This is a genomic window from Sulfurospirillum sp. MES (genome assembly GCF_000789415.1).
GTDB lineage: Bacteria > Campylobacterota > Campylobacteria > Campylobacterales > Sulfurospirillaceae > Sulfurospirillum > Sulfurospirillum cavolei.
Map to the genome: position 1 here is coordinate 360,238 of NZ_JSEC01000002.1, position 12,239 is coordinate 372,476.

Annotated in this window: 11 protein-coding genes; 1 reads left to right on the forward strand and 10 read right to left on the reverse strand. The window is 44.0% G+C overall.

Annotated features, from left to right (window positions below; translation table 11 throughout):
- Positions 1-9: 9 nt before the first annotated feature.
- From OA34_RS05330 to yajC, 9 genes are read right to left on the reverse strand one after another with little or no spacing between them, the layout of a single operon-like run.
- Positions 10-399, reverse strand: coding sequence for a bactofilin family protein (locus tag OA34_RS05330; protein WP_039673119.1), 390 nt, complete (start codon positions 397-399; stop codon positions 10-12).
- Complete coding sequence (locus tag OA34_RS05335; RefSeq protein WP_039673121.1) at positions 339-1,238, reverse strand: M23 family metallopeptidase; 900 nt, start codon at positions 1,236-1,238, stop codon at positions 339-341. The genes OA34_RS05330 and OA34_RS05335 overlap by 61 nt, the downstream gene beginning before the upstream one ends.
- Positions 1,235-2,377, reverse strand: a complete 1,143-nt coding sequence (locus OA34_RS05340) for a bifunctional folylpolyglutamate synthase/dihydrofolate synthase (protein ID WP_039673123.1) — start codon at positions 2,375-2,377, stop codon at positions 1,235-1,237. Before OA34_RS05340 ends, OA34_RS05335 begins: the two co-directional genes overlap by 4 nt.
- Positions 2,378-3,922, reverse strand: coding sequence for a GGDEF domain-containing protein (locus tag OA34_RS05345; protein WP_039673124.1), 1,545 nt, complete (start codon positions 3,920-3,922; stop codon positions 2,378-2,380).
- Entirely contained in the window at positions 3,903-4,421 is a 519-nt protein-coding gene (gene lptE / locus OA34_RS05350; RefSeq protein ID WP_039673127.1) for an LPS assembly lipoprotein LptE, read from the reverse strand. Before lptE ends, OA34_RS05345 begins: the two co-directional genes overlap by 20 nt.
- 1 nt (position 4,422) lies before the next feature.
- Positions 4,423-6,870 carry a leucine--tRNA ligase gene (leuS, locus tag OA34_RS05355; RefSeq protein ID WP_039673128.1) on the reverse strand — a complete coding sequence of 816 codons (2,448 nt, stop codon included), beginning with the start codon at positions 6,868-6,870 and terminating at the stop codon, positions 4,423-4,425.
- 8 nt (positions 6,871-6,878) lie between these two features.
- Positions 6,879-7,850 carry a protein translocase subunit SecF gene (gene secF / locus OA34_RS05360; RefSeq protein WP_039673130.1) on the reverse strand — a complete coding sequence of 324 codons (972 nt, stop codon included), beginning with the start codon at positions 7,848-7,850 and terminating at the stop codon, positions 6,879-6,881.
- A complete protein-coding gene (gene secD, locus OA34_RS05365) occupies positions 7,850-9,433 on the reverse strand; it encodes a protein translocase subunit SecD (protein ID WP_039673132.1) in 1,584 nt (527 codons plus the stop codon). Before secD ends, secF begins: the two co-directional genes overlap by 1 nt.
- Positions 9,426-9,701 (reverse strand): preprotein translocase subunit YajC, encoded by a 276-nt coding sequence (yajC, locus tag OA34_RS05370; RefSeq protein ID WP_039673134.1) that lies wholly within the window; start codon positions 9,699-9,701, stop codon positions 9,426-9,428. The genes secD and yajC overlap by 8 nt, the downstream gene beginning before the upstream one ends.
- A gap of 11 nt (positions 9,702-9,712) precedes the next feature.
- Between yajC and OA34_RS05375 the strand changes: the two genes are divergently transcribed.
- On the forward strand, positions 9,713-10,951 hold the full coding sequence (locus OA34_RS05375; protein WP_039673137.1) for an apolipoprotein N-acyltransferase: 1,239 nt from the start codon (positions 9,713-9,715) through the stop codon (positions 10,949-10,951).
- A gap of 49 nt (positions 10,952-11,000) precedes the next feature.
- Here the strand turns inward: OA34_RS05375 and metK are convergent, their stop codons facing one another.
- Positions 11,001-12,218 carry a methionine adenosyltransferase gene (gene metK, locus OA34_RS05380; protein ID WP_039673139.1) on the reverse strand — a complete coding sequence of 406 codons (1,218 nt, stop codon included), beginning with the start codon at positions 12,216-12,218 and terminating at the stop codon, positions 11,001-11,003.
- Positions 12,219-12,239: the final 21 nt, after the last annotated feature.

Here is a 12,239-nt window from a genome sequence, read left to right on the forward strand (position 1 = left end):
AAAATTCCTTTATCCTTCGTAGGAGAGTTTGGGTGCTTCTTCGCTTGCGGTTTTAATCTTACTCTCGCCTTCAAAAATAGCTTTCGCTTCAATAATCAGTTCTTTGGAAACCACTTTACCCAAAAGCTTTCCGCCTTCCAAGACTTCGACGTTGTCGCAATCGGCATTGCCCTCGAAAAGCCCGTTGATAATCAGCCGACTTGCACGAATTTCGCCGCTCACCTTTCCTTGTTTACCGATCGTCACGATACTTTCGGAAAGAATTTTACCGATAATTTCACCGTCGACATGTAAACGCGTTTCGCAATGAAAAATACCCTCGACTTTTGCGCCGCTTGCTACGATGGTTGTTTCGGAAGCGGGTACTGCGCATTGATTAGTTTTATCAAAGATTCCCATGTGACTCTCTTCTCCTTTTGAAAGATTTCCGTAAAATTAGACCCTTTCCAACGTAAAAAGGTTTCAGGGTCTAAAAGACGCCCTATAAACTTGATTTCATAATGCAAATGAGGACCTGTGGACATACCGCTGTTACCCGAATAGGCAATGATATCCCCTTTTTTCACAAACTGCCCCTCTTTGACGATCGGTTTGTTCATCAAATGAGCATAATAACTCTCAAACCCGTAATTATGGCTGAGAGAGACGACGTTTCCGTAACCGCTGTTTTGATTGTATTGAATAAATTTGACGACGCCGTCTGCCGGTGCTAAGACAGGCGTTCCGATCGGCGCGCGTAAATCGGTTCCCGCATGAAACTCTTTACGCTTCAAAATAGGATTTTCCCGCCATCCGAAACGCGAAGAAAATTCACTGTACGCCATCACGTCGCCGCTGGGGATATTGTCAAAAAAGGTTTTTTGCTGTAAAACGGTTACGTCGATCTCCTCAAGACGCGTATCAAGCGCTTCTTCATCGTTGGCTCTTAGACCGATCAACTCTTCGACGTTGCTGATTTTATCGCGAATCGCTTCGTACTCTTTTGACTTTTCCGAAATTTCTTCTTGTAAAGACTCGTTTTGCGCTAATAAAATATTGCGTTCGTTAATCGCGCTCTCTTTTTTTGCTTCCAAAGTAGAAACTTCTTTCATCAGAAAAAGAATCACAAAACTGCCGACAAGAATCACTAAGGCGACAAAAAGCGTAAAATACAAAAGAAATTTTTTAATGACTTGGTGCAATAAAAAATGGCGCGAACCGTGAACGTCGGAGATCGTAACCGTAAATTTATCTTTCACTTTATCCCTTTTAAAAATGCCTCGGCAACACTGAAAGAGCCGAAAACGACATACTCTTTTTGAGGATCAATCGCTTGAAACGAGGAGATTTTCAAACCGTATTCTTTCGCCGTCTCGTACAAAAGTGCTTCATCCACCGCACGCGGACTTTGAATCGCAATCACGTAGATCTCTTCGATGATAGGAGCCAAGAGTTTTAAAATCGCCCTGTAATCTTTATCTTTATAGCAATTATAAATAAGCCCTACTTTTTTTCCATCAAAGCTTTGTGTTAACGCTAAAGCCGCCATTACGTTATGCCCGACGTCTAAAGTAACGTTGGGAAGGATTTTTTGATGGCGTCCTTGTAACATCGCCACGGAAAAACTTTCAAACGTTATATCATACCCAAGAAAGGTTAACGCGCAAAACGCCGTCTTAAAGTTATCGATTAAAAAGGGCGCGTTCGTATACGAAGAGATATACGCTTCTAACATGTCAGACGTTTTTGCGTCAAAATGAGGCTGAACCATCGTGACATGTAAGCTTTGAGCTTTTTGACGCGCTAAAACTTCGACGCTCGCTTCGTATTGTGCGGCTAAGACGAAATTGTTGGCGATGCTATTGAGTTTTGTCGTTGCAATCGCTTCGATCGTATCGCCTAAAAAATCTTGATGATCGTACCCGATAGGCGTTACAATCGAAAGTATTTTAGGAAAAACGTTGGTCGCGTCAAACTCGCCGCCAAGCCCTGCCTCCAAAACGACGTAATCGCAAAAATCGCAAAAAATAGCCATGGCTAAAAGCGTCGTATACTCAAAATACGAAAGAGCTTGTGCCTCTTTTGCATCAAGCCACGAAAGCAGTTTTTGATGATACGCTTCTAAAATCGCATCTTGGACGTCGCCCCCGTCGATCCAGATTCGCTCGTTAAAACGAAGAATGTGCGGCGAAGTGTAATGTCCGACGCGAAAGCCGTTATGGCGTAACATCTGCGCTAAAAAGCGTCCCGTCGTTCCTTTCCCGTTCGTACCGACGACGTGAACGATTCGAGGAAGTTTAAAGTGCGCTGCTATACGACGATACGTTCTTGGCATACGTTCATAGTCGATCTCGTCGTAAGAAAGCGGTTTAGGGTCTAAAAAAGAAAAAAGCGTCATTTACAAAATAGGCATCACTTGATTGCGCCCGTTTTCTTTGGCTTTATATAAAAGCGTATCGGCGGCGTTTAAGACTTCTTCTTTAGAGGCGTATTGCGAACGCTGTGCAACGCCGCAACTGATCGTAACGCTGATATGTTCGTTTTTGTATAAAAACTTAAACTGCTCGATGACGTTTCGAATTTTTTCCGCAAAATGAATTCCCTGTGCCAAATCGGTACTCGGTAAAATAACCAAAAACTCCTCGCCGCCGTAACGTCCCGCAAAATCGACCTGACGGATATACTTGCGTAAAATCTTACCGACCGTCGAAAGAATAACGTCGCCCGCTTCGTGTCCATAGTTGTCGTTTACGTTTTTAAAGTGATCGATGTCGATAAAACAGAGCGTATAATCGACTTTATAGCGCGCAAAAGCATCTTCGACGCGTTCGAGTTCGTTTGATAAGGCCCTACGCGTTGCAACGTGCGTAAGATAATCTTCTTTAACCTCTTGCTTAGCGACCAGTAACGCCGATTCAAGCTTCGTGATACGGCTTTGCAATTTGGTAATGGTCTCTTGATTGCTCATCATCTTTTCGCTTAAGGAACGCGTTTCGTTTTCCAAAGAAGAGGCAATATGCAAAAGTTTCGAATGTACACTCTCAAAACCGTCTTGCGAAAAATCGATTTTTTGTAAATCGGCACGAATAATTTTGACTTGTTGATGGCTAAGATTGCTGCTTTGAATCAAATCAACGATTTTTTTATTGATTTCATCCAAGATTTTATCTAACGCGGCAACTTTCTTTTTAACTTCTTCTTTATCGAGCGTAATGCGCTTAGAAATTAACTGCTTGATCTCTTGTTGAAACGCCGGCGTGCCTAACGCTTCGGGAGAAGCCCGAAGTTCGTGTCCGATATTGGCAAGTTCGTCGTTCATACCCGAAGCGATGGAAGGCGATAACGAAGCGACGATCAAAGGAACCAACCCTCTGTAAATTTCTAAACTGTCGTCTTTGTTTAGCAAACGCAAGACGTCTCGAACCATCATCTCCAAATCGTCTTTTGAGATATGCCCGAATACATCGAGTTTTTTAAGATAACTGTCGTCGTAGTTGGAAATAAAATCAAACCATTTTTCTTTGACTAACTCAATGGATTGGAGGTTTTGGTGAAAATCCAAACGCTCCAAAGAAGCATTAGCAAGGTTCGTTGCTTTGGCATCATGCAACAAGGTAATCGCCTGCAAAACGCGTTTGGTCAACAACGCTAAAGCACTCACCATTTTGAGCGCATCGCCTTCATTGGCACGATTGAGTTTGGCAACGAGAAAGGAGAGCAATTCGTCCACCGAGCCGATATTAAAGCGTTTCATATCGGCGATAATCGTCGCATCGAGTTTTTTGACGTACTTTTCGACTTTTTGGCAATCTTCGACGATCACGCCTTTTTGCTTCGCGACTTTACAGAAGACTTTCGCGTAATTATCGGGTGTAAGGCTTAAATGTTCGGCTTTAATGGACTCTAAAGACTCTTTAATGATTTCATTGATGGTGGTTGCCATTGCGTAGTCCTTTGATCGCAATTTTCGAAATAAACTCGTCCAAAGCTTCGCTTGACGCCGCTTTAATCGCCTCGTAACGATTCGTATCGGAGATAATGCTGTTGGTTGCGATAAAAAAGTCGTATTCTCCCGACGCGGTTAGTTTTTCCACCTTTTTATCTTTCGCCTCATACGTAAACGAAAGAACGACCGAAGTTTTATAGGCATTGACGTAACCGTATTTATCGTAAATCGTCGGTGTAAACGAGAGGCTGTCTATCCGCACTTTTAAAATCGTATCGGCACGCTCTTTCGTTGCCAATTTCGCTCCGAAACGGTTCACGATTGCTTCGTTGATCGCATCGTTAATTAAAACGCTATTTCTTGGGTCTTGCCTCGAAATACTCACTTCCGCATAAATCGTATCGCCTAAAGCCTCTTTGGCATAATACGAAGAGGGTTTATACCCGCATCCGCCGAGCCATAGGAGAACGACAAGTCCAAGAAAAAGTTGTTTCATACTACTTTACCACCAGATTGATCAATTTATTGGGAACGTAAATTTCTTTGAGAAGCGTCATGCCTTCCAGCCATTTTGCCGCACTCTCTTTGCCGCATTTTAAAGCTTCTTCTTGAGAAATACTCGTAGACACTTCGATTTCGGCGCGTTTTTTACCGTTAACCGTGACCGCCAAAATCATACTATCACTGACAAAGACCTCTTCTTTTAATGCAATCGTCGTAAAATTCTTACATGTAAAAAGATTTTCGCTGAGTTCCCAACACGTATGCGGGATCACCGGTTCCAAAAGGTTGAGCAAGATAAAATAACCCTCCGTCCAAACATCCGAATCGTTTTGTTCACCAAGCGCGTTGAGAGCTTCCATGCATGCTGCGATTAAAGTATTGAACGTGTAACTTCCCTCAAAAACCTCATTGGATTTTTTAAGTGCTTCGTAGACTTTTTTACGCGCGTATTGCGATGCTTTGGAAAGAGTTGCATGATCGATGTTCGGCAAAGCCTTACATGTAAGAACGTTTTCGCTTTTTTGCACAAACCGTTTGATGAAGCGAAACGCCCCTTCCACCGCACTATCGTTCCACTCAAGCTCTTTTTGAGGCGGTGCGGCAAAAAGAATAAACAGACGTGCCGTATCCGCTCCGTAAGTCTTAATTATCGAATCGGGATCGACCGTATTGCCTTTGCTTTTGCTCATTTTCGAACCGTCTTTAAGCACCATGCCTTGGGTTAAAAGATTGGCAAACGGTTCATCGCAATTCACGTATCCCAAATCGCGAAGCACTTTGGTAAAAAAGCGCGAATACAACAGGTGTAAAATCGCATGTTCGATACCGCCGATGTATTGATCGACGTTCATCCAGTAATTAACGCTCTCTTTATCAAAAGGTACGTCGCTCCAAAACGCCGGATCGGACGTATAACGTAAAAAATACCAACTGGATTGAAAAAAGGTATCCATCGTATCGGTTTCGCGCGTTGCGTCGTGTCCGCATACGGGACACTTCGTGTGCTTCCACGTCGGGTGCTTGTCTAAAGGATTGCCCTCGCCCGAGATTTCGACGTCATCGGGAAGCGCAACCGGAAGATTTTCAAATTTTTCGGGAACGAGCCCGCATTTAGGACAATGCACCATCGGAATCGGCGCACCCCAATAACGCTGACGGCTAATGCCCCAATCGCGCAATTTATAATTAACGACTTTCGTACCGATGCCTTTTTCTTCAAAACGGGCGATAATGCGTTTTTGTGCGCTTTTGGAATCTAACCCGCTAAATTCTCCCGAATTCACAAGCGTGCCGTATTCACATGTCGCCGCACTTCCGTCAAAAGGCAAAGCAGTTTCAATGCTTTGAATAATCGGTAAATCGTATTTTTTGGCAAATTCGAAGTCGCGCTCGTCATGAGCGGGAACCGCCATAACCGCACCGCCGCCGTATTCGATCAAAACGAAGTTGGCAACCCAAACAGGAACGCTTTTCCCCGTTAAAGGATGAATCACGTCGATGCCTAAGCTAACACCCTCTTTTTCCGATTGGGCGCGTTCACGCGCACCCACGCGTTGCATCGCTTTAATCTGCGCCGTTTTTTCTTCACTTAAAAGCCGATGTTCGATCAGATAATTGACGATCGGATGTTCCGGTGCCAAGGCGGAATAACTCACCCCGTAAATCGTATCGGGGCGGGTCGTAAAAACATTATACGCTTCAAATTTTCCGTCCAATTTTGCCTTGGATTCGGGAGTTAAAGCAAACGTAAATTCCAAACCTTCGCTTCGACCGATCCAATTTTCCTGCATCGTTAAAACTTGGTTCGGCCAACCTGCGCGCAACTTCTCGCAATCATCCAATAATTCTTGTGCATATTGCGTAATTTTAAGGTAATAGCCCGGAAGCAAGCGTTGTTCGACCGGATTGTCGCAACGCCAACAACATCCCTCTTCGACTTGTTCATTGGCCAAAACGGTTTGACATGTATTGCACCAATTTAAAACGGCGTTTTTTTGATAGACCAAACCTTTATTAAACATTTCGATAAAAATACGCTGTTCATGCTTCGTGTACAAAGGATCGCTCGCGGCAAATTCACGTTTGGCGGAAAACGAAAGTCCCAAAGAAGAGAGTTCTTTACGCATATAGTCGATATTTTCGTACGTCCACTTTTTAGGGTGAACTTTGTGCTTGATTGCCGCGTTTTCGGCGGGCATTCCGAAACTGTCCCAGCCGATCGGGTGTAAAACGTTAAAACCGTTTTTACGATAATGTCTTGCAATCGCATCGCCGATCGTATAGTTGCGTACGTGCCCCATATGAATCCGACCGCTCGGATAGGGAAACATACTTAAAATGTATTTTTTCTTTTGCGCAAAATCGCTATGGGGTTCGAACGCATTCGTTGCATGCCAGCGATCTTGCCATTTTTTTTCAATTTCTAAAGGATTGTACTGCATCTTAATTCCTATACCGTGCCTTTTTCGTACTGTGAGCGCATTTTAGCTTTTTCCAGTCTGTTTTTCTCTTTAAGTGCCATTTTATTTTTGTAGTCTTCAACGCTAAAACCCAACACTTTCAAAAACGGTGCGGAGATAAAAATAGAACTGTAACTACCGATAATCAGACCCAACAACATGGTAAAACTAAATCCGTGAATAATCTCGCCGCCGAAAAGATACAAGGTAAAAACCACAAAGAAGACGGTTAATACCGTTAAAATCGTTCGCGAAAGGGTTTTGGAAACGGAGGTATTAATCACATGCATCAAATCCATATCTTTGGTACTTTTGAGCTCTTCACGAATACGGTCGTAAATAATAATCGTATCGTTAATCGAATAACCGATCAAGGTCAAAATTGCTGCCAAGACATCCAAACTCATCTCTATATCAAAGAGAATCAAAGCCCCTACGGTAATACAAACATCGTGCAACAACGTAATAATCGAAGCCACCGCAAACGTCCACTCAAAACGAAACGCAACGTAGACCATAATGCCAAGCATACTTAAAACGGCTGCCATAATACCTTTTTGGCGAAGTTCCCCACCCACTTTTGGTCCTACGATATCGACTTTACGTACATCGAATTTTCCCGTTTCTTTTAAAAGCGTTCGTACGATATCGCCTACGTCTTGCGTGACACCTTCCGTCGTCGTCGCAAAACGTATTTGGACCTCTTCGGGAGAACCGAACTCAGTAATTAAAGCACCTGAGAACATTTTGTCTTTCGCGAGTAACTGACGTATATCGTGAATCGGTGCCGGTTGTTCGTATTTAAGCTGAACGATCGTTCCGCCGGAGAAATCGATTCCGTAACTCATCCCTTTGCTAAAAAAAAGAATGGCGGAGAAGAGTGCTAAAGAAAGCGTCGTTACAATAAAAAAACGACTTACTTTCATAAAATCGTATACTTTATGCTGTGAGAAAAACTCCATTAATGACTCCTCTTCATACCAAACCACATGTGAATGTTTTTACTTTTTTCGATACGCGGCATAAAAAAGTCATAAATACCGTGTGTTCCCAAAATTGCCGTTAACATCGATACGCTAATACCGATTGCCGTACTAATCGCAAATCCTTTAATCGGCCCCGTACCGTATACGTACAGTAGCACCGAGGTAATAATCGACGTAAGATTGCTGTCCAAAATAGCACTCATGGCATTTTCGTAGCCGTGTTCGATCGCTTGTTTCATCGAGACGCCTTGGCGTAAGAGTTCGCGAATCCGCTCATTGATGATAACGTTGGCGTCGACCGCCATACCGATGGTCAAGACGATACCCGCCATACCCGGCAAGGTCAACGTCGCTCCAAAAAGCGCCATAATCGAAATTAGCAAAAAGAGATTAACGATCAATGCCATATTGGCGACAACACCCGCTAATCGATAATAAAAGAGCATAAAGCCGGAGACTAAAAGGAAGCCTGAAATTAACGCTAGTAAACTGGCTTGAATACTATCCGCTCCTAAAGAAGGACCGACGCTTCGTTTTTCAAGCAAGGTTACCGGAGCCAAAAGCGCGCCGCTACGAAGCGCAATTGCTACGTCGTGTGCTTCTTTGACGCTAAAGCCGCCGCTAATCTGTCCGCTACCGCCGCCGATACGTTCGCGAATATTGGGTGCGGAATAGACTTTATTGTCCAAAACGATCGCCAAGCGATTGCCGACGTTACCGGCCGTAAAATCGCCGAAAATTTTAGCGCCTTCGGAGTTGAGGGTAAAATTGATGACGGGTTGTTGCATTTGATCAAAACCGACTTTCGCATCGGTCAGCATACTGCCGTCTAAGATGGGAATCTCTTTCAAGATATAGCGAATATGATCGCTCTTCGCATCGCTTAAGATGACGTCGCCGTACTGCTCCGCTTCGGTCGGACTCATCGTCGCGGAACGATCTTGTTTTTTCTCGTCGACCGCCATCAATTGAAGATGGGCGGCTTTGGCGATTAACTCGCGCGCACGTTGTTCGTCTTCGGCATTTTTAACGCCCGGAAGTTCGACCAAAATTTTATCGCTTCCTTGTTTAGCAACGTTAGGCTCTGCCAAACCGAATTGATCCAAACGGTTACGGATCGTCTCGACCGCTTGGGAAAGCGCGTACTCTTTGATCAAATCTTTTTCTTTATCGCTCAACGTAAGCGTATATCTTAACGCCTCTTTATTGACTTGCAAACCGCTAATCGTTTTGAGCATCTCGTCGATTTTTTTCTCTTCGTCTTTATCGAGAAGGCTAAACGAAATCGTCTCTTCGATCGCGCGTAAATCGTCGATGATAATATCATTGCTTTGTGCAAAAAATTTGACGCTTGAAGCAATCGATTTTACTTTGGATTTAATCGCTTCCTCGGTTTTGACGCCTAAGAGCATATGAAGACCGCCTTGAAGGTCGAGTCCTAAAGAGACTTTCGCACCTTTTTGCGTTTGCAGAAACGTCGGCATGGACATTCCCACGCCGAAAATAATAGCTATTAAAAAAATAACTAAACGATAGTTAAATTTTCCGGTGTTATTCATCGATTTTCTTTGAAATAAAGTCTCTGGAAACCTTTACGATCATCCCTTCATCATTAAGCTTAACTTTGATAGAATCTTCCTCAGGTTTCACGACTTCGCATATTAAACCGCCGTTAGTAATAATTTTATCGCCTTTTTTCAGTGCATCGAGCATCTCTTTATGCTTCTTCACTTGTTTTTGTTGTGGACGAATCACAAGAAAATAAAAAATCGCGAAAAGCACGACGAGTGGAAGTAATGAAGAAAGTAAACTTGCAGAACCTTGCATGGAAATCCTTTATGAAAAAAATTGTAATATCCTATTTTACACGCATTTATCTAATAAAAGCCTTTCTTATCGCTTCATGCCTCTCCGCCTTCATCTATTTCGCCTATGCAAACCTTACAATCCCCATGATGAATTCCCTTCTTGCGGGCATCGGATTCTACCTTTTGTTGGGTGAAAATCGTATCGTCTATTTTTGGAGCGGTTTTTTCATCGGTATTTTATGGTTTTATTGGATTAGTTTTAGCTTTGTCTACTACGATTTGGCGTTTCTTATTCCTTTTATTATCCTAAGCGTCGCGTTGGCGTACGCGTTTCTTTTTTGGCTAATCGCGCGCATCAGCACTTTTCCCATCGTCCAAAGCGTGCTTCTCGTCGCTACGATTTTTATCGCGCCGTTTGAGTTTAATTGGTTCAAACTCGATCTCTTGTTCCTCGATAGTTATATGAAGCCGACGTGGTGGGCTCTTTGGCTTTTTCTTGTAGCGCTTTCCCTATTAAAAATGCCCACTAAAGCCCTCAAAATCGTCGCAATCGTTCCGTTTCTTGCGTCCTTGAACTACCCTCTAGAATCTTTACATGTAAGCATCCCGCCGCTCAAAGCGACACTGCCCACGACGAACGTCCCTCAGTCGCAACGTTGGGACAGAGCGTATCAAGAAGCCGCATTGGACGAAAATTTTCGGCTGATCGAAGCGGCGATTCAAAACGGCGACGACCTGATCGTTTTGCCTGAGAGTGCCTTTCCGATGTATTTGAATCGTGCTTTACCCGTGATCGAAAAATTGACGGCGTATTCCAAGCAAATCGCCATCGTTGCGGGGGCACTAACGTACGAAGAGAACGTCGGTTATTACAATTCGTCGTATTTTTTCGCCGACGGCAAGATGCAAATCGCCCATAAAATTATTTTAGTGCCTTTCGGCGAAGAGGTTCCCTTGCCCGAATGGATCGTCAAAATCGTCAACCGACTCTTTTTCGACGGCGCGCAAGATTATCAAAAAGCAAAAACGCCGCAAGATTTCGTCATTCATGGAACGACCTTTAGAAGTGCTATTTGTTTTGAAGCTACCAGAGACGAACTGTTTGAAGGACATCCGCGTTATATGATCGCCATAAGCAACAATGCGTGGTTTGAACCTTCCATCGAACAAACCTTGCAACACCTGTTACTTCGTTATTATGCGGCAAAATACCAAACGGTGATTTATCATGCCGCTAACGGCGGTATCAGCGGTATTATCTTACCGTAAAGACGCCGCGGCGTCTTTACATGTAAGCTTCGTTCGATCTGAGTGTTTTTTATTTTTTGAGGTTTTTAAATAATTCGACGGCGTCGAGTTGTTCCCACGGATAGTCGCTTTGACCGACTTGCCCGCGTGCCGCGACGTCGGCATACAAAAACGTATCGGGGCCTGGTTTGTCCAATCCGAATTTACGCGTAATCCAGCGAGGCGTTAAGCTGAACGTTTCGTAAACAAATTGCGAAAGCTCGTCGTCTCCGATACTCGTAAACGTTCCGAAGGTATCGACCGAAACGGAAACGGGTTTTGCTACGCCGATCGCGTAGGAGAGTTGAACGGAACATTTTTTCGCCAAACCCGCCGCAACGATATTTTTCGCAATCCAACGTCCGGCATAAAGACCGCTACGATCTACTTTCGTATAATCTTTGCTCGATTGCGCGCCTCCGCCGATAGGAGAGTAGCCGCCGAAGCTATCGACGATGAGCTTGCGTCCGGTTAAACCCGAATCGTGAAGCGAACTATGGTTGACGTAACGTCCGGTGGGATTGATGTGAATAATCGTATTGTTCGGATCGTAAAGTTCCGTCGGAAGCCCCGTATCGTCGATCAGACCTTTAATCAACGAACGCACTTCTTCGATCGTCATATTTTCGTTGGAAGGAGCCGAAACGACGATCGTATGAATACGCCAAGGCTTGCACTCTTCAAAATTTTTTTTCGTACCGTAATCGACGGTCACTTGCGTTTTAATATCAACCCCGAGTTTATGGTTGTGAATCAAAGCGTAGTTATACACTTTATCGCACAACATACGTGCGTACGTAATCGCGGCGGGCATCAAATCCGCCGTTTCGCACGAAGCAAATCCAAACATAATGCCTTGATCGCCCGCACCGATCTCGCCGCTTTCTTGATCGACGCCTTGATTAATGTCGCTACTTTGTTGATTGAGTAATACTTGCACTTTAAGATCGTCCGGATGGAGGCATTGCGCTTTGGTAAAGGCCGATTTGCCGTTATAGCCGATCTTAATCAGCGCGTCTTTGACGATTTTTTCATAATCTTCAAACGAGAGAATCGTTTTGGTATTGACTTCACCGCCGATGACGACGTGTTTGCCTGCAACGAAAACTTCGCTGGCGACGCGTGAATTGCTATCGTTGATTAAAAGCGTATCGACGATACTGTCGGCGATAATATCCGCGCATTTGTCCGGATGTCCGGGGCTAACGACTTCTGAGGTAAAAAGGTAGTGTTGTTGAGTGTGTTCCATGTTTGTTTTCCATTTCTTTGT

Coding starts and splice junctions, on each gene's coding strand:
- OA34_RS05330 (WP_039673119.1), bottom strand. CDS start 399: ATGGGAATCTTTGATAAAACTAATCAATGCGCAGTACCCGCTTCCGAA.
- OA34_RS05340 (WP_039673123.1), bottom strand. CDS start 2,377: ATGACGCTTTTTTCTTTTTTAGACCCTAAACCGCTTTCTTACGACGAG.
- OA34_RS05345 (WP_039673124.1), bottom strand. CDS start 3,922: ATGGCAACCACCATCAATGAAATCATTAAAGAGTCTTTAGAGTCCATT.
- lptE (WP_039673127.1), bottom strand. CDS start 4,421: ATGAAACAACTTTTTCTTGGACTTGTCGTTCTCCTATGGCTCGGCGGA.
- leuS (WP_039673128.1), bottom strand. CDS start 6,870: ATGCAGTACAATCCTTTAGAAATTGAAAAAAAATGGCAAGATCGCTGG.
- secF (WP_039673130.1), bottom strand. CDS start 7,850: ATGGAGTTTTTCTCACAGCATAAAGTATACGATTTTATGAAAGTAAGT.
- secD (WP_039673132.1), bottom strand. CDS start 9,433: ATGAATAACACCGGAAAATTTAACTATCGTTTAGTTATTTTTTTAATA.
- yajC (WP_039673134.1), bottom strand. CDS start 9,701: ATGCAAGGTTCTGCAAGTTTACTTTCTTCATTACTTCCACTCGTCGTG.
- OA34_RS05375 (WP_039673137.1), top strand. CDS start 9,713: ATGAAAAAAATTGTAATATCCTATTTTACACGCATTTATCTAATAAAA.
- metK (WP_039673139.1), bottom strand. CDS start 12,218: ATGGAACACACTCAACAACACTACCTTTTTACCTCAGAAGTCGTTAGC.